This is a genomic window from Phycicoccus elongatus Lp2 (genome assembly GCF_000367525.1).
GTDB classification, from domain to species: Bacteria; Actinomycetota; Actinomycetes; order Actinomycetales; family Dermatophilaceae; genus Phycicoccus_A; species Phycicoccus_A elongatus.
In genome coordinates this window covers 2,565,606-2,582,497 of sequence record NZ_HF570956.1, presented here as the reverse complement: position 1 = coordinate 2,582,497, position 16,892 = coordinate 2,565,606, and the positions used below count along the sequence as shown (strand labels likewise).

The following is a 16,892-nucleotide window of genomic DNA, read 5'->3' as shown; positions in this document are numbered from 1 at the left end:
GCGAGTTCCGTCGCCATGGGCACGGGCGGCGCGGACGCACGGGAAGTGACCGAGGCGGTCAAGGGGCTCTGGGGCCAGGTCATGGGCGAGCTCAAGACGGTCAGTGCGCGGGTGCGCGAGGTCGCCCCGCCCGGTGCCCGACCGGGGTCCGACCTCGACCTCGGGGACGGCGACCCGTGGGGCCCGGGCCGGTTCTCCTTCGACCCGGCCGACACCACCCCCCCGTCCGCTCCGTCCTCCCAGTCGAGAGGGAGCAAATCGCGCGAGGAGGGGGTGGGTTCCCCGCGAGTTGCTCCCTCTCGACTGGAAGGGGAGGAGCCCGAGGGGGCGGAACGGGAAGCCGACGCCGACCCCGTGGCCACCCAGGCGAACCCGGCGGCGCCCGCTGACCAGAAGAAGGAGCCCGAGCCGGACCCGCGGACCTTGGAGGAGTTGCTTGCCGAGCTCGACGGGCTCATCGGCCTGCGGGCGGTCAAGGCCGAGATCCACCGGCAGGTCGCCCTGCTCAAGGTCGAGGCCAAGCGCAAGGAGGCAGGCCTGAAGACGCCGGCCATCACCCGACACCTGGTCTTCGTCGGCAACCCGGGCACCGGCAAGACGACGGTGGCCCGCCTCGTCGGCGGGATCTATCGGGCCCTCGGCCTGCTCAGCAAGGGGCAGTTGATCGAGGTCGACCGCTCGGAACTTGTGGCCGGCTATCTCGGTCAGACCGCCATGAAGACGGCCGATGTCGTGAAATCAGCGGTTGGTGGGGTGCTCTTCATCGACGAGGCCTATTCGCTCAGCGGTGATCAGTACGGCACCGAGGCGATCGACACGCTCGTCAAGGAGATGGAGGACAAGCGCGACGACCTCGTCGTCATCGTGGCGGGGTACCCCGTGCCGATGGAGATCTTCATCGCCCAGAACCCGGGTCTGGCGAGCCGCTTCCGGACGACCATCGACTTCGCCGACTACACCGACGACGAGCTCGTCGGGATCTTCTGCAAGCTCGCTGCCGATGCGGACTACGACGTGAGTGACGACGTCGAGCAGCACTTGCGCGCGATGCTGGCGCAGGTCCAGCGGGGTCCGACCTTCGGCAACGGGCGCTACTCCCGCAACACCCTGGAGGCGGCCATCGGGGCGCACGCGTGGCGCCTGCGGGAGGTCGAGGATCCGGACCTCCACGCCCTTCGCACATTGGAGCCCGCAGATCTTTCGCCCGACGGCACTGAACTCGACCTCGCCCATCCGCTGGTGGCGCAGGACGGGGAACTACCGGAGCATTCGGGAACAACGCCGGAGGAGGACGAGGTGCAGCCGTCATGAGTCAGGCCACTGCCGCGGCGCCTGCGCCGACCCCGAAGCCGGCCGCGCCCCCGGCCCCTGTGCCGGGCGTCACGCCGGGACCGACCGCGCGCCCGGCCGAGGGGACCGATCTGGCCGCGGCCCGCGGCATACCGTCGGCGCTCACCCGCTGGCGCCTCATCGCGGCACTGGGCGTGCTGGCCTTCACCGCGCTGACCGTCGCCCAACTCGTCCTCGGGATGAATGCTGCCTCCCGTGCTGCCGCCGACGCCGACCAGGTGATCCGCATCCAGGACCTCAAGGTGGACCTGCTCCGAGCCGACGCCCTGGCCACCAACGCCTTCCTCGTCGGCGGGTTGGAGCCGAACGCGCAGCGTGCCGCCTATGACGATGCGCTCGCCGGGGCCTCCACGGCGATCACTGCCGCCGCCGAGGCACAGCCTGCCGACCAAGCCGCGCTGGCCGAATTGTCTTCTCTCGTGCTGCGATACGGCTCCGACATGGAGGTTGCGCGAGCCAACAACCGGCAGGGCCTCCCCGTCGGTGCCGCCTATCTGCGCGAGGCCAGCGCCGACTTGCGCGGCCGAGGGATGACGCTGGTCGAGTCCCTCCTGGATGCCAACACGGCCCGCGCGAAGGCCTCCCTCGACGACCAACACCCGCTGTGGGTCGCCATCCCCCCGATCCTCGCGCTCGTGCTGCTCGGGGTCGTCAACCAGTGGATGGCCCCCCGTTTCCGGCGCCGCGTCAACACCGGGATCGCCATCGCCGCCGTTGGAGTGCTCGCCCTCGGGATCGCGGCTGTCTCGGCCTCGGCGAGCCAAGCCGCGGAGAACGCGCGCCTCAGTTCGGGCGAGTATGCCGATCTGGTCGCTGCGGCGCAGGCGCGTGGCGCCGCGAACTCGGCCAAGTCCAACGAGAGCCTGCGACTGGTCGCGCGCGGCTCGGGCAAGACGTTCGAGGATGCCTGGGCCAAGGACGCGACCGCCGTCCGGGACACGATGCCGGGCGAGTCCGACGACGCGTGGAGCGCCTATGAGGCCAGCCACCGCGAGATCGTCCAGCTCGACGACAGTGGTGACTGGGACGGGGCCGTCAAGGTGGCCACGGACACCACCGCCGGCTCGACGGCGACTTTCACGGCCTTCGACGACGGCATCGCGACCGTCGTCAAGGACAAGGCCTCGACGGTCCGCGACACGCTCACCGGAGGCCGGGCGATGCCACTGATCACTGCACTGCTCACCCTCCTCGGAGGGCTGGGCGCCACCTATGCCCTCTGGCAAGGGATCGGTCGGCGACTCGAGGAGTACTCATGACCGCCACCACATTCCGTCAGCGGCTGATGGCCGGCGCCGTCGTCGCGGTCCTCGCCTCGGCGTTGACCGCCTGCAGCGGGACCATCCCCACCGTGGTGCCCGAGGCCTCGTCGGCGCCCTCCGCGTCGGCCAGTGCCTCGGCCTCGGCTGCGCCCGCCGCACCCACCTGCGACAACGCGACGCAGTCCTACGCCCCCACCGGCCCGCTGCCAACCGCGGAGGGCCTGCCCGAGGGCTCGACGATGGCGGCGATCCGAGCCCGTGGGCGGCTGATCGTCGGCGTCTCGGCCGACACCTACCTGTTGGGTGCTCGCAACCCGCTCACCGGGCAGATCGAGGGCTTCGACATCGACCTCGCCAAGCAGGTCGCCAAGGCGATCCTGGGCAACGAGAACGCAATTCAACTCGTCGTCATCACCGCTGCCGATCGGATCCCGGCGCTCCAGCAGGGCCGTGTCGACATCGTCGTCCGCAACATGACGATGAACTGTGCGCGCTGGCAGGACGTTGCCTTCTCGCAGGTCTACTACCAGTCCGGCCAGAAGTTGCTCGTCCGGCGCGGCAGCCCGATCAAGAGCCTGGACGAGACCTCGGGCGTCAAGGTGTGCGCACCCAAGGGCACGACGACCTACACCAACCTCACGCGTCTCGCGCCGAGCGCGGTGGCCGTCGGCGCTGACAACCACACCGGCTGTCTCGTGCTCTTCCAGCAGGGTGACGTGGACGCGATCACCGGCGACGACACGGTGCTCGCCGGGCTCGCCGCGCAGGACCCGTATGCCGTCGTGACCGACGCGCCCGCCGTCACCCAGGAGCCCTATGGCGTGGCCACCAACATCGCTGCCGTCGACCTCGTGCGCTTCGTCAACCAGGTCCTCGAGGCCATGCGGGCCGATGGACGGTGGACGGCGATGTACAACCGCTGGCTCGCCCCGACGCTCGGGACCGGCACCGGCCAGCCGACGCCGACCTACGGCCGCGGGTGAGCATCGTGCCGCGCGGCGCCGTTCTCTCGCCCCAAGCGCCGGGGCGCATGGGGCAGCAGTTGGACCCCGCGGTCGCCCAGACATATCTGGCTGATCTCGGTGAGTGGGTGCTCGCGCGCCGTGAGGAACTGGACCAGCTCGACCAGGCCGCCCTCGCCTCCGAACGGCGGGCCGAACTCACCGGTGACCTGACCCTCTCGATGGCGCTGTGGAAGGCCGTGAGCGATCGCCACGACCTGCTGCTCGCGACCTGGGACGGTGGGCGGGTCGGTCCGGCCGAGCGCGAGCGGCTCTCGGTGCTCATCTGGGGTCGCCTCGACGCCAGTCTCGACCCGGTGGCCCTGGACGCCGCCGGGCGTCACGGCGCCGGCGCGCTCGCGGTGTCCCTGCCCGAAGCCTGTCGCCTGTCCGACGCCCTCGCCGGGCAACTGCGGGTCCGACTGGCCCTCGACCCCGCCGCCGACGAGAACGCCCGCCGGATCAAGGCCCTGCGCGCGCAACTGGAGCGACTCCGTGACCAAGTCGCTCTCGAGCCCAGTGTCAGCCGCGACGCGGCCGGCCGGCAACGCGACGAACTGGCAGCCCGCACCGACGACCTCGTCGGTCGCTTCGACCGGGGCGGCGACGTCGGCGGACTGCTCGGGCCGCTCGAGAACGACGCCGCCCGCCTCGAGCGCGACCTCATCGTCGGTGGCGTGAAACGGCGTGAACTCGTCGACGACGTCCGCGACCTCACCGAGCGCCGGGACGCACTCTCCGCCCGAGGCAAGGCCGTCGAATCCCTTGCGGCACAGGCAGTTGCCGCCGTGGACCCCTCGCCGAACTATGCCGTCCCCGATGTCGACGCGCTGGGACCGGTGCCGACGTCGGCGGGTGAGATCGCGGCATACCGAGGGAGGCTGGAGCGGGTGGGTCGCGCGATCGACATCGCCCAGGACGCGTATGCCGCGGCCCTCCACGAGCGCGACGACCTCCTCGCGGCGCTGGCCGCGTCCCGGACGATGGCCGGAGCCGCGGGGGTCGCATCGATGCCCGATGTCCTCTCGGCGGATCGGCTGGCGACCGACCTGCTCGAACGCTCGCCGTCACCGGTCCCGGTGGCCAAAGCGGCCGTGGACCTGCATCGCGCATGGGTGGCGTGGTGGTCCTCCCCGGGTGGGGAGCGCACCGCTCGACGACTGGGATTGGGGAAGGACACAGCATGACTGCCTGCACGCAACCGGGGTGCACCGGGTCGATCGTCGACGGCTACTGCGATGTGTGCGGGTCGCCGGGCGGCAGCGGCGGTGGCAGCGGCAGTGGCAGTGGCAGCTCCGCACCGAATCCCGCCAATAGTGCACTTTCTGCCGTCGCCGAGGGCGGGCGGTGCGCCCAGCCGGGCTGCTCGGGGACGATCGTCGACGGCTACTGCGATGTCTGTGGCACACCAGGATCCGCGGCCGGGGTCGGCGGTTCTGCCGCCGCACCAAAACCCACCAATAGTGCAGTTTCTGGGGGTGGGGGAGTCGGCTCGGGACCGATCGAGGAGGACGCCACCCGGGCCACGCCGATGGGCCACACGCCCTCCACCGCGAGTGCCTCGACCCGATTGGGTTCTGCCGCATTGGGATCGGCCCGGGTGGGCACGTCAGCGACTCGGCGCGTGCGCAGTGGGTCGACCAGGCTCCGCTCGGCGCGACTAGGCGCCGGGCTGACGCGCGTCCCACCGGCACCGGCCGTGGATGCGGCCAAGGCGATCAATCCCAACCCACAGGTCCCGGAGGACAAGCGCAACTGCTCGGTCTGCGGGGCGCCGGTAGGCCGCTCCATCGACGGACGACCCGGGCGCGAGGAGGGCTTCTGCCCGAAGTGCGGCGCGGCATACTCCTTCACCCCGAAACTCCACTCCGGTGACCTCGTGGCCGGGCAGTACGAAGTGGCCGGCGCACTCGCCCACGGCGGTCTCGGATGGATCTACCTCGCCCGCGACCGCAATGTCTCCGACCGTTGGGTCGTCCTCAAGGGCCTGCTCAACTCCGGCGACAAGGACGCCCTCGCCGCGGCGATCGCCGAGCAGCGCTTCCTCGCCCAGGTCGAGCACCCGCTCATCGTCGAGATCTACAACTTCGTCACCCACGACGACGCCGGCTACATCGTCATGGAGTACGTCGGGGGCAAGTCCCTCAAGCAGATCCTCAAGGCGCGGATGTCCGAGACGGGCGGTGCCTACAACCCGTTGCCCGTCGACCAGGCCCTCGCCTACATCATCGAGATCCTGCCCGCCTTCCAGTACCTCCACGACCTCGGCCTGGTCTACTGCGACTTCAAGCCCGACAACCTCATCCAGGTCGGCGACGCCGTCAAGCTCATCGACCTCGGCGGGGTGCGGCACATCGACGACCAGGAGTCGGCGATCTACGGGACGGTCGGCTACCAGGCGCCCGAGGTCGCGGAGGTGGGGCCGACCGTCGCGTCGGACATCTGGACGATCGGGCGCACCCTGCTGGTGCTCTGCATGGAGTTCAAGGGCTACCAGTCGACCTACCTCTCCTCGCTGCCCGACCCGGCGAGCACGCCGCTCTTCCAGGAGTACGACTCGCTCTACTGGCTGATCGCCAAGTGCTGCGCCCTCGACCCGGACGATCGCTTCGCGTCCGCCGACGAGTTGCGGGTGCAGGCGCTCGGGGTGTTGCGCGAGGTCGTCGCGCAATCGACCGAAGGCACGGCACTCACTTCGTCCGCCTCCCAACTCTTCACCACTCCCGCGGTGGCGACGGCCACCCTCGACTGGTCGCAATTGCCGTGGCTGCGTGCGGACACCTCCGATCCGCAGCACTCCTGGTTGTCCTCGGTCGCGCCGGGCGATCCGAAGCAGCGTCTGGCCGACCTGGACGAGGCGCCTGAATACACGGCGGAGGTGGGGCTCGCCAAGGGTTACGAGCATGTGCGCTCCGGCGATGCCGCGGGCGCCATCGCCGAGGGCAAGCGGATCCTCGACCTCGACCCCTGGGACTGGCGGGCGCTGTGGCTCTTCGGAGTTGCCGCCCTGCAACAGGGCCAGGCACCCGTGGCTCGCGACAACTTCAATGCCGTCTACCGACAGGTCCCCGGCGAGTTGGCTCCCAAGTTGGGGCTCGCGATCGCGTGCGAGGCCAGCGGCGAGGGCGGTGTCGCCGAGAGCCTCTACCGCACCTGCGCCTCCACCGATGCGGCCTACCTGCCGCCCGCGGCCTTCGGGATGGCCCGGTTGCGGGCGGCTCGCGGCGATGCCGAGGGTGCGGTCAAGGCGCTCGACCTGGTGCCGAGCACGAGTCGCGGTTTCGGAGAGTCGCGACGGTTGCGTGCCACCTACCTCCTCACCGGCGCGACCGACCTCGGGCGTCTCGACGCGGCATACCGTTCCTTGGACGGGGTGCGGATGGACGTCACCGAGCGCGAGGGCATCTCTGCCCGCATCCTCGAGCGGGCGGTCCAGGTCGTGGGGTCCGGTGGTCGGAAGCCGGGCACCGTTGGGCCGTATGCCGCGGACGAGGTTTCGCTGCGCGCGGCCCTCGAGGAGCGCTACCGGCTGTTGGCGCGCGAGGCGGGGACCCGCGAGGAGCGGATCGACATGGTCAATCGCGCCAATGCGGTCCGGAACTGGAGCCTGACGTGACGTGTTCTTCCTGTGGTGCCGACCTGGCCGCTGATGCCCTCTTCTGTGAGGCATGCGGCGCGAAAGTCGGTTCAGGACAGGCGCCGACGGCGCTGACGGTGCCGGTCGGAGCAACTGACGAGGACAGCCCGATCAGCACGCCGACAGCGGTCCGCGCACCCGTGGAGGTGTCGGCGCCGCAAGCCCGCACGTGCGCCGAGTGTGGCGGCACGGTGGGCGCCGACGGCTACTGCGAGTCCTGCGGTCTCAAGGCGGCCAGCGAGCGCGACCATTTCCGTGAGGCCCCGACGGCCTGGGTGGGCGGGGTGTGCGATCGCGGGATCGTGCACACGCGCAACGAGGATGCGATGGCCCTGTGGGCCGACGATGCCGCCCCACGACGGGCAGTGCTCGTCGTGTGCGACGGGGTGTCCTCGTCGAAGGACTCGGACGTGGCGTCCCTGGCCGGCGCCCGGGCCGCGCGGGAGGTGCTGCGACCAGCAATGCCGCAGGGCATGGGCACGGCCGAGAGCGCCGACGCCGCCGCGACCAAGGTGCTGACCTCCGCTGCCGCAGCCGCCAACACCGCGGTCGTCGCCCACACCGATCCGGCGTCCGAATCACCGGCGTCGTGCACCTTCGTGGCCCTGACGATCGACGGGAACCTGCTGCGCCACGCGAACATCGGTGACTCGAGGGCGTATTGGTTTGCTGACGGCGGTGCGGGCGTGCAACTGACGGTGGACGACTCGATGGCCCAGATGCTGATGGCCGGTGGCACTGCGCGTGCGGAGGCCGAGGCTGCTCCGCAGGCGCATGCCATCACCAAGTGGCTCGGCCGGGACAGCCCCGACATCGTGCCGGTCGTCGGATCCCTCGTCGTCGACGGTCCGGGCTGGGCGATGGCGTGCTCGGACGGCCTCTGGAACTACGCGTCGGAGCCGAGCGCGATCCGGGCCCAGATGGATGCGGCAGGCACGACCGACCCCGGTGCCCTGGCGCTCGCACTCGTCGAGTTCGCCAAGGCGGCCGGCGGCCACGACAACATCACCGTCGCCCTGGCCCGCGTCGAGCCCTGACCGGCCTCCGCGGCCTACCGCTGCCTCGAGCTGGGTCCCGCTGAACTGACTGCAGACGAGAAGGCAACCGTTCGCGATGCCGCCCTGGGCGCCATGGCGCTGGTCTCCCGCGCAGACCCCGGCTTCTTCGCCACCTTCAAGGAGTCGGTGGCCGGCTCCCGCGCGCTCGCCGCAGCTCCGGAGGGCGTGCGCGACCTGCTCAAGGCCGAGGGCTTCCCGACGCCGCCGCGTGGCACCGCTGAGGAGGTCACTCCGGCGGTCATGGACCAGCTCGGGGCCGCGGTCGGACTGCTCCAGGGCAAGGCGCCCGAGCAGGTCGAGGGGTTCAAGGCCGTCGTCCTCGGGGCCTGAGACGCGGTCGCCAATGCCTCCAAGGGCGTCGCACCCGAGGAGAGTGCCGTCATCGACCAGGTGCGCAGAGCCCTCGCCGATGCCGAGCCGGGCCCGGCCTCCGCTGAGGACGTCGAGGGCCGTCACCGTCTTGGCCAGGACACCCGGGTGGCGGTAGGTGACGCCCGTGACGAGGGTGCCGAGCTCGATGCGGGAGGTGAGCGCCGCGGCATACGCCAGGGCGGAGTACCCCTCGAGCATGTCGAGTTCCGGCGGGCCGATCATCGAGATTTGGAAGAAATGGTCCATCACCCAGAGTGAGGTGAGCCCGGCGTCCTCGGCATTGCGCGCGATCCGCCCGAAGGTGGGCCCGATGGAGGCCGGTGCGCCCGGCCAGGAGAAGTAGGAGACCTGCAGCCCGAAGTCCATCGCCTCATCCTTCACCCACGCTCCCGCTGGAACCAGTCGTCAGGTTGAATGGTCTGACACACGCAGGGCAGGACGACGAAGGGGAGACGATGGCCGACTTCACCGCGGCGGTGTACCAGAACGAGTTCCTCGCCGACGGGGGCACCGATGTACAGGCGATCGTGTCGGTCACCTGCGCCAACGCCGGCAAGGCCGGCCAGGGCGGCAGCGGGGACGCCGGCGAGATCATCATCATCGACACATCGGGCTCGATGGGTGTCGAGACGATGGAGGGTGCCAAGGCGGCCGCGATCGCGGCGCTCAACGAGATCGTCGACGGCACCTGGTTCTCGGTCATCTCGGGCAATGGCGCGGCCTTCCTTGCCTACCCGAACGTCCGCTCCGGCCCGGGCATGGTCAGGATGGATGACCGCACCCGAGGCGAGGGGGCCCGCGCCATCAATGCCCTCAGCGCGGCCGGCGGCACCGTCATCTCCACGTGGCTCGACCTCGCGGGCACGCTCTTCGCGTCGGTCCCCGAGGTCACCCAGCGCCACGTGCTGCTCCTCACCGACGGCGAGAACAACGAGCCCGCCTCGGTGCTCGATGCCGCCATCAGGCGCGCCACCAACTACTACCAGGCGGACTGCCGAGGCGCCGGCACCGATTGGAAGGTCTCGGAGATCCGCCGCATCGCGCAGGCCCTGCTCGGGACGGTCGACATCATCCCGGAGCCGGCCCAGATGGAAGCGCAGTTCCAGGAGATCATGCGGGCCTCCATGTCGCGCGGTGTCTCCGATGCCCAGTTGCGGGTGTGGGCACCCCAGGGCGCGCAGGTCGTCTTCGTCCGGCAGGTGCTGCCCACCGTCGAGGACCTCACTGCTCGGCGTACGGCTGTCAATGACCTCACCGGTGCCTACCCCACCGGCGCCTGGTCCGACGAGACCCGTGACTACCACGTGAGCGTGCGTCTGCCCGCCAAGGCGCTCGGCCAGGAGCAACTCGCCGCGCGCGTGCAGATCGCGATCGGTGACGACGTCAAGGCGCAGGGCCTGGTCAAGGCCAAGTGGAGTTCGGACGACAACCTCACCGCGCGGATCGACTCCCAGGTCGCGCACTACACCGGCCAGACCGAGTTGGCCGCCGTGATCCAGGAGGGCCTGGCCGCGAAGTCGGCCGGCAACGAGGAGCTCGCGACGACCAAGTTGGGCCGTGCCGTCCAGCTCGCCGCCGAGACCGGCAACGACGAAGCCACGGCCAAGCTGCGCAAGGTCGTCGACGTCCAGGACGCCGAGGCCGGCACCGTCCGCCTGAAGAAGGCGGTCGAGAAGGCTGACGAGATGGCCCTGGACACTGCCTCGACGAAGACGACGCGGGTGCGCAAGTGAAGTGCCCGGCCGGCCACGAGTCGGCGGCCACGGACTACTGCGACATCTGCGGCGAGGCGATGGACCCCGCAGCGTCGATGGACCCCGCAGCGTCCGGGGATTCCGTCGCCACAGCGACGGAATCCCCGGACGCAAGCGCAGGGGCGACGGGGGTGCCGACGGAGGGGGACCCGCCGTGCCCGAACTGCGGCATACCCAATCCGCCGGAGGCGCTCTTCTGCGAGAACTGTGGCTACGACCACACGACCGGCGCCATGCCACGACGTGAGGACCCGGCCGGCTCGACGGCCCCTGACACGAACACCTCACCAGCACTGGCCAAGGCCTGGGTTGCCGAGGTCTGGATCGACCCCCAGTGGTATGCCGCGCAGGAGAGTCCCGATCCGCTCCCGTCCCCGGGCCTGCCGGCCGTCGTCGTCCTCAAGCACACGTCACTCCTCATCGGCCGGACGTCGGTGAGTCGCGGGATCACGCCCGACATCGACTGCGGCAACGACAACGGCGTCTCGCGGCGGCATGCGCAACTGACGACGGACGGGACGCGCTGGTTCGTCGAGGACCTGCAGTCGAGCAATGGCACCTTCGTCGGGGACGCGACCGGCACCCCGCCCACGTCGCCGATCGCGATCGGGCGCAAGGTCGAGGTGGCCGAGGACGCCCGAATCTATGTGGGGTCGTGGACGCGGATCGTGCTGCGTGAGGCGCTCGACGGCGAGGTCTAGTCCGGATCCGACGTGAGCGCCGGCAGGATCAGGGCGTAGACGTCGAACGGCTTGGCACCGTCCGGGTCCCGGCGGAGTGTGGCCTCGGTGAGGTGGTCGCCGGCTCGGCAGCCATCGTCGGATCATTCGTTGCCGGGTCGATCAGTCGGGGCGCGCGGCATACGTCGTCGCGGGGGTGGCCGGGCTTGCGGTCGCGATGGGTGCCGCGATGGCCCTACGGCGGGTCTCAGTCCGGCGTGACCTCGCGAACCCTGCCCTCGTCGACCTCCCAGCGGCGGGTCAGGCGCACTGACTCCAGCATCCGCCGGTCGTGGGTGACGAGCAGCACGGTGCCGTCGAAGGCGTCGATCGCCTGCTCCAACTGCTCGATGGCGGGCAGGTCCAGGTGATTGGTCGGCTCGTCGAGGACGAGGAGATTGACCCCGCGAGCCTGGAGCAGCGCGAGGGCCGCCCGAGTGCGTTCGCCGGGGGACAGCGATCCGGCCGGTCGGGAGACGTGGTCGGCGCCGAGGCCGAACTTGGCCAGCAAGGTGCGCACCTCCGCGTGCGTCCAGTGCGGCATCTCCTCCTCGAAGGCTCGTCCCAAGGTGGCCTCGGACTCGAAGGCCGTGCGGGCCTGGTCGACCTCACCGACGACGACGGCCGACCGCAGGCCGGCGGAGCCGCGCGTGGGTGCCAACCGGCCCAGGAGCAGCGCCAGCAGGGTGGACTTGCCGGCCCCATTGGGACCCGTGATCGCCACGCGATCGCCGAGGTCGAGTTGGAGGTCGACAGGCCCCAGCTCGAAGGTGCCGCGTGCGACGGACGCGCCACTGGCGACCGCCGCCACGATGTCGCCGGAGCGGCCGGCGGAGGCGATGGTGAACTGGAGGTGCCACTCCTTGCGTGGCTCCTCGACGACCGCGAGCCGCTCGATCATCCTCTCGGTCTGCTTGGCCTTTGCCGCCTGCTTCTCGGATGTCGCCTGCGCGTGATGACTGACGAACTTGTCGCGCTCCTTCTTGGTCTTCCTCTTGCGCAAGGCATTGCGCGTGCCCTTGTCCATCCACGCCCGCTGTCGTCGGGCCCGCTCCTCGAGCCCGGCCTTGCGCGCGGTGTAGTCCTCGTAGGACTCACGCGCCTGACGTCGGGCGATGGAGCGTTCCTCCAGATAGGAGTCGTAGGAGCCGCCGTAAACGGCGACGCGTTGCAGGGATCGGTCGATCTCGACGACCGAAGTGACTGTCCGAGAGAGGAACTCGCGATCATGACTGACCAGCACAAGGGGTGCGTCGAGGGAGAGCACGAAGTCCTCCAATGCGTCGAGCCCGGCCAGGTCGAGGTCGTTGGTCGGTTCGTCGAGCAGGTAGGCGTCGTAGCGCGACACGAGCAGCCCGGCCAGCGAGACCCGCGCCGCCTGCCCGCCGGAGAGGGACCGAACTTCACGGTCGAGGTCGACCCGCAACCCGAGGTCGGCCGTCACAACGTCGAGTCGCTCCTCGACATCCGCGCCGCCGAGGGCCAACCATGTGTCGAGCGCCACGGCATACGCCTCGTCGGCGGCGGGGTCACCGGTGGCGAGTTGCTCGGCGGCGGCCTCCATCCGCGTGGAGGCGTCGGCAACCCCGGTGCGGCGCAGGACCTGCCCGCGGATCGTCTCTCCCGGTCGCGCCTCGGGTTGTTGGGTGAGGAAGCCGAGGTGGGCATCGCGCGGTGACACCGTGACCGACCCGGCGTCGGGGGCCCGCAGGCCGGCGAGCAGGCGGAGAATGGTCGACTTGCCGGCGCCATTGGGTCCGACCAGGCCGACGACGTCACCGGGCGCCACCACCAGGTCCAGACCCGAGAAGAGCTCGCGATCGCCGAAGGCCGCGGCCACCCCTCGGGCCTGGATCGTCGCGCTCACCGCACAATCCTTTCACCGTATGCCGTGAGCGCGCTCCTACGTTTGTGCTCGCGGGCCGCCGGTCGCCGACCGCCGGCCCACCCCGGTGCCATGCACCGCGCGGACGCACCGTGCGGGAACATCCGCGGCAACTGGGAACAATCCCGTCAACCGATCGGTGGACACGACGATCAACCGGCCGTTGGTGCCGACGGGCCGGTCCACTTGGCAGGATCGGTGTCATGGGGACCAACGCGATCAGCATGCGGGGACTGACCAAGACCTACGGGCGCAAACGAGCCGTTGACGGGATCGACCTCGACATCGAGTCCGGAGAGGTCTTCGCGATCCTCGGACCGAACGGTGCCGGCAAGACGACGACCGTCGAGATCCTCGAGGGTTACCGTGACCGCGACGCGGGTGATGTCCGCGTCCTCGGCACCGACCCACAGGGAGCGAATCGCCACTGGCGCAACCGGGTCGGGATCGTCCTGCAGTCCACGACCGGCCTCGACCTGTTGACGCCGCGGGAGGCGCTGCGGGCCAACGCGAAGTTCTATTCACAGACCCGCGACCTCGACGAGGTGATTCACGCCGTTGGCCTCGATGAGAAGGCCGACGCCCGGATTGCCGGCCTCTCCGGCGGCCAGAAGCGGCGCGTCGACGTCGGCCTGGGCATCATCGGCAGGCCAGAACTGCTCTTCCTCGACGAGCCGACGACCGGCTTCGACCCGCAGGCTCGTCGCGACTTCTGGCAGCTCATCCGCAGCCTCGCCGACGAGGGCACGACGATCGTGCTGACGACGCACTATCTCGATGAGGCCGAGGCGCTCGCTGACCGCGTCGGAGTCATCGCCGGCGGCAAGCTCCTCGCCCTCGACACCCCGACGGGACTCGGTGGCCGCGACACCGAGGAGGCGACCATCGTCTGGGAGGAGGCGGGCACCCGGCATACCCTCCGCTCGGCGGAACCCACCGCGGAGGTGGGCCGGCTGTCGGCCCGGTTCGGCGGGGAGGTGCCCGGCCTGCAGGTGACCCGACCCAGCCTCGAGGACGTCTACCTCGAGCTCATCCGACCACACGTCGACGCCGATGCACTCGCGGCCGGTTCGACCACGGGGGAGGTGGCCCGATGAACGCGCTGGCCATGGGATGGGAACGCACCCTGCTCGAACTCAAGATGTACTCGCGCGAAAAGGAAGCCGTCTTCTTCAACTTCCTCTTCCCGATCCTGCTGCTCGTCATGTTCTCGACGATCTTCGGAGGCCAGTTCAGCGCCGCGGACAAGGCGGCCGGCATGAACGCGGGCCGACTCTTCCTGCCCGGACTGATCGCTGCGGGCGTCATGCTGACCAGCTTCCAGACGATGGCGATGTCGGTGACCGTGGAGCGCGATGACGGCACGCTCAAGCGGCTGCGCGGCACCCCGATGCCGCCGGTGGCCTACTTCCTCGGCAAGGTCGGACTCGTTCTCGCCACCTCGGTCGCGCAGCTCATCGCCCTGCTCCTCGTGGCGCGCTTCCTCTACGATGTCCAACTGCCCACCGACGCCGGTCGCTGGTTGACTCTGGCCTGGGTCTTCTTCCTCGGCAGTTTCGGGGGCACCGTTCTCGGCATTGCCTATTCGTCTCTCGGCACGGCTCGATCGATCGGTGCCGTCGTCATCGCGCCGGCCCTGGTGCTGCAGTTCATCTCGGGCGTTTACTTCGCCTTCAAGGACATCCCCAGTTGGTTGCAGCAGGTCGCCGCGATCTTCCCGCTGAAGTGGGTGGCCCAGGGCATGCGGTCGGTCTTCTACCCGTATGCGTTGGCGAGCCAGGAGATGGCGCACGCGTGGGAGCCCGGTCGCACGGCGATCGTCCTCGGGTTGTGGGCGATCGGTGGCCTGCTGCTCTGCGCCAAGACCTTCAGCTGGTACAAGCGCGGCACGACCTGAGGCAGGATGGCTGGCATGGCGACTCCGCTGACCCGGGTCGAGCACCGATCGTCCGAGGCGGACCTCGACGCGATGTGGGCCGAGCAGGAGAACGCCTGGCACCTCGGCTTCGCCCTCGTCTGGGCGAGCACCTTCGTGGTTGTCGTCCTGGCACCTGCTGGGCACCTCGGCAGGCTTCCCGAGTTGGCCCTCCTGGTCGTGCTCGCCGTCGTGTATGCGGCGTTCGGCGTTCCGGGGATGCGGGCCGGTGGCGAACGGCGGGGGCACGCCTATCTCGTCCTGGCCTGGCTCTGCGTCCTGGGGATGCAGGTGCTCAACGCGGACACCCAGTCGTGGTTGCTGTACTTCATCCTCTTCCCCCATCTGTGGGTCGTCCTGCACACGAGGTTGGCCATCATCACGACGGTGCTCATCCTCGCCGCCCTGGCGGTCATCCGGATCGCGCAATCCGATGGCTCGCGTGAGGTCCTCACGAGCATCGGCCTCAGCAGCGTCATCTCCTTGGGGCTCTCCCTCGCTCTGGGTCTGTTCATCGACCGGATCCTGCGTGAGGCGCAGACCCGGGCCCGCACCATCGACGAGCTCAACGCCACGCGCAACGAACTCTCCGCCGCAGAACGTGACAGGGGGGTGCTCGAGGAGCGAGAGCGGCTGTCTCGCGAGATCCACGACACCCTCGCGCAGGGGTTCACGTCGGTGCTGGCCCTCTCGCGGGCGGCCGACGCGGCACTTGCCCGAGGAGACGTCGACACCGCCCGGGAGCGGCTCGCCCTCGTCGACGCGACCGCCCAGGACAACCTCAGTGAGGCCCGATTGATCGTCGCCGAACTGACGCCGGGGCACCTCCAGTCGCGCACGCTGGTGGAAGCGCTCGGTCGGCTGACGGCAGCGGTCTCGGCCGAGAGCAAGGTGCCGACCGCCCTCAGCGTCCTCGGGGAGCCGGCACCGCTCGGCGGGTCGGGTGAGGTCGTGCTGCTGCGGTCGGCCCAGGAGGCCCTGGCCAATGTACGGCGGCACGCACACGCGCAACGGTCCACCGTGACGGTCGACTATCGCGGCGCGGATGTCGTGGTCCTGACCGTCGCGGACGACGGCCGCGGGTTCGAGCCAGCCGCTGCCGCGGAGGGCGCCACCGGTGGCGGGTTCGGCCTTGACGGTGTGCGAGCGCGGGCCCTGGAGATCGGTGGGGCGGCGACCATCGAGAGCCGGCCTGGTGCCGGAACGCGGGTGCGCGTGGAGGTGCCGCGATGAGCAGGGTACTGCCGGGCGGCTCGCCCACCGGTGCGGCCACTCGGGCCATCCGGGTGCTGGTCGTCGATGACCACCCCGTCGTGCGAGCCGGCATGGTCGCGATGCTCTCGGAGGAACCGGGGCTTGTCGTCGTGGGTGAGGCAGCCAATGGTGCCGAGGCACTGGGGGTCATCGCGCGACTGATGCCGGACGTCGTGCTGATGGATCTGCGAATGCCGGTCATGGATGGCGCCGAGGCGACCGCCCGGATCGTCGGTGCTGGTGGCGCGGGGGTCCCCCAAGTGCTCGTGCTCACGACCTACGACACGGACGCTGACATCGTGCGCTCGGTCGAGGCCGGTGCGCGCGGTTACCTGCTCAAGGACGCGCCCCCGGCGCAGATCGCCGAAGCCATCCAGCGCGCTGCCCGCGGGGAGACCGTGCTGGCGCCGGCGGTCGCGGCCCGGCTGGCCGATCGGATGCGGGCCCCGATGGGGACTCCGGAGTTGACGGCACGCGAGATCGAGGTGCTCGCGCTGGTCGCGCAGGGCCAGTCCAACGCCGAGGTCGGACGCTCCCTCTTCATCGGCGAGGCGACCGTCAAGACCCACCTGGTGCGGGTCTTCGCCAAGCTGGGAGTGAGCGATCGCACGGCAGCGGTGACCGCGGCATACCGGCTGGGCTTGTTGCCGCCGCCCGGCTGATCCCGAAACTGCACAATTGTGAG

General features: G+C 70.2%; 14 protein-coding genes and 1 pseudogene. 13 read left to right on the top strand and 2 right to left on the bottom strand.

All coding sequences use genetic code 11. The annotated features are described in order from the left end of the window. From BN10_RS12425 to BN10_RS12390, 7 genes are all read left to right on the top strand, one after another. Positions 1–1,311 (top strand): AAA family ATPase (locus BN10_RS12425; protein WP_198014055.1); only part of this gene is annotated, 1,311 nt, incomplete at its 5' end. Continuing rightward, the gene (locus BN10_RS12420) at positions 1,308–2,609 is read left to right on the top strand and encodes a hypothetical protein (protein WP_010851601.1); all 1,302 of its coding nucleotides are present in this window, start codon (positions 1,308–1,310) and stop codon (positions 2,607–2,609) included. The genes BN10_RS12425 and BN10_RS12420, both read left to right, overlap by 4 nt. After that, on the top strand, positions 2,606–3,595 hold the full coding sequence (locus BN10_RS12415; RefSeq protein ID WP_010851600.1) for a glutamate ABC transporter substrate-binding protein: 990 nt from the start codon (positions 2,606–2,608) through the stop codon (positions 3,593–3,595). Before BN10_RS12420 ends, BN10_RS12415 begins: the two co-directional genes overlap by 4 nt. Beyond that, entirely contained in the window at positions 3,592–4,800 is a 1,209-nt protein-coding gene (locus tag BN10_RS12410) for a hypothetical protein (RefSeq protein WP_010851599.1), read from the top strand. The genes BN10_RS12415 and BN10_RS12410 overlap by 4 nt, the downstream gene beginning before the upstream one ends. After that, positions 4,797–7,229: a serine/threonine-protein kinase gene (locus tag BN10_RS12405; RefSeq protein WP_010851598.1), complete on the top strand. Its 2,433-nt coding sequence runs from the start codon at positions 4,797–4,799 to the stop codon at positions 7,227–7,229. The genes BN10_RS12410 and BN10_RS12405 overlap by 4 nt, the downstream gene beginning before the upstream one ends. After that, on the top strand, positions 7,226–8,287 hold the full coding sequence (locus tag BN10_RS12395) for a PP2C family serine/threonine-protein phosphatase (RefSeq protein WP_010851597.1): 1,062 nt from the start codon (positions 7,226–7,228) through the stop codon (positions 8,285–8,287). The genes BN10_RS12405 and BN10_RS12395 overlap by 4 nt, the downstream gene beginning before the upstream one ends. 93 nt (positions 8,288–8,380) lie before the next feature. Next, entirely contained in the window at positions 8,381–8,638 is a 258-nt protein-coding gene (locus tag BN10_RS12390; protein ID WP_010851596.1) for a hypothetical protein, read from the top strand. Positions 8,639–8,761: 123 nt separating this feature from the next. Here the strand turns inward: BN10_RS12390 and BN10_RS18295 are convergent. Next, a pseudogene (locus tag BN10_RS18295) lies at positions 8,762–8,926 on the bottom strand (LLM class flavin-dependent oxidoreductase); the annotation flags it as partial. Positions 8,927–9,135: 209 nt separating this feature from the next. Between BN10_RS18295 and BN10_RS12380 the strand changes: the two are divergent. Both BN10_RS12380 and BN10_RS12375 read left to right on the top strand, forming a co-directional pair. Next, positions 9,136–10,413, top strand: a complete 1,278-nt coding sequence (locus BN10_RS12380) for a vWA domain-containing protein (RefSeq protein ID WP_010851595.1) — start codon at positions 9,136–9,138, stop codon at positions 10,411–10,413. Beyond that, positions 10,410–11,135 carry an FHA domain-containing protein gene (locus BN10_RS12375; protein WP_010851594.1) on the top strand — a complete coding sequence of 242 codons (726 nt, stop codon included), beginning with the start codon at positions 10,410–10,412 and terminating at the stop codon, positions 11,133–11,135. Before BN10_RS12380 ends, BN10_RS12375 begins: the two co-directional genes overlap by 4 nt. Positions 11,136–11,361: 226 nt before the next feature. On the opposite strand, the gene BN10_RS12370 is transcribed toward BN10_RS12375, so the two are convergent. Then, on the bottom strand, positions 11,362–13,020 hold the full coding sequence (locus tag BN10_RS12370; RefSeq protein WP_010851592.1) for an ABC-F family ATP-binding cassette domain-containing protein: 1,659 nt from the start codon (positions 13,018–13,020) through the stop codon (positions 11,362–11,364). A gap of 221 nt (positions 13,021–13,241) precedes the next feature. Between BN10_RS12370 and BN10_RS12365 the strand changes: the two genes are divergently transcribed. The 4 genes from BN10_RS12365 to BN10_RS12350 are packed head-to-tail and all read left to right on the top strand — an operon-like array spanning position 13,242 to position 16,869. Beyond that, on the top strand, positions 13,242–14,135 hold the full coding sequence (locus BN10_RS12365) for an ABC transporter ATP-binding protein (RefSeq protein ID WP_010851591.1): 894 nt from the start codon (positions 13,242–13,244) through the stop codon (positions 14,133–14,135). Continuing rightward, on the top strand, positions 14,132–14,935 hold the full coding sequence (locus BN10_RS12360; RefSeq protein ID WP_010851590.1) for an ABC transporter permease: 804 nt from the start codon (positions 14,132–14,134) through the stop codon (positions 14,933–14,935). Before BN10_RS12365 ends, BN10_RS12360 begins: the two co-directional genes overlap by 4 nt. 15 nt (positions 14,936–14,950) lie before the next feature. Further along, on the top strand, positions 14,951–16,186 hold the full coding sequence (locus tag BN10_RS12355; RefSeq protein ID WP_051369690.1) for a sensor histidine kinase: 1,236 nt from the start codon (positions 14,951–14,953) through the stop codon (positions 16,184–16,186). Continuing rightward, positions 16,183–16,869: a response regulator gene (locus BN10_RS12350; protein WP_010851588.1), complete on the top strand. Its 687-nt coding sequence runs from the start codon at positions 16,183–16,185 to the stop codon at positions 16,867–16,869. The genes BN10_RS12355 and BN10_RS12350 overlap by 4 nt, the downstream gene beginning before the upstream one ends. Positions 16,870–16,892 lie beyond the last annotated feature (23 nt).

What these genes read in the sequence shown, in the direction of transcription:
- BN10_RS12405 (WP_010851598.1), top strand. Translation starts at nt 4,797, where the DNA reads ATGACTGCCTGCACGCAACCGGGGTGCACCGGGTCGATCGTCGACGGC.
- BN10_RS12350 (WP_010851588.1), top strand. Translation starts at nt 16,183, where the DNA reads ATGAGCAGGGTACTGCCGGGCGGCTCGCCCACCGGTGCGGCCACTCGG.
- BN10_RS12380 (WP_010851595.1), top strand. Translation starts at nt 9,136, where the DNA reads ATGGCCGACTTCACCGCGGCGGTGTACCAGAACGAGTTCCTCGCCGAC.
- BN10_RS12360 (WP_010851590.1), top strand. Translation starts at nt 14,132, where the DNA reads ATGAACGCGCTGGCCATGGGATGGGAACGCACCCTGCTCGAACTCAAG.
- BN10_RS12365 (WP_010851591.1), top strand. Translation starts at nt 13,242, where the DNA reads ATGGGGACCAACGCGATCAGCATGCGGGGACTGACCAAGACCTACGGG.
- BN10_RS12415 (WP_010851600.1), top strand. Translation starts at nt 2,606, where the DNA reads ATGACCGCCACCACATTCCGTCAGCGGCTGATGGCCGGCGCCGTCGTC.
- BN10_RS12355 (WP_051369690.1), top strand. Translation starts at nt 14,951, where the DNA reads ATGGCGACTCCGCTGACCCGGGTCGAGCACCGATCGTCCGAGGCGGAC.
- BN10_RS12390 (WP_010851596.1), top strand. Translation starts at nt 8,381, where the DNA reads ATGGCGCTGGTCTCCCGCGCAGACCCCGGCTTCTTCGCCACCTTCAAG.
- BN10_RS12420 (WP_010851601.1), top strand. Translation starts at nt 1,308, where the DNA reads ATGAGTCAGGCCACTGCCGCGGCGCCTGCGCCGACCCCGAAGCCGGCC.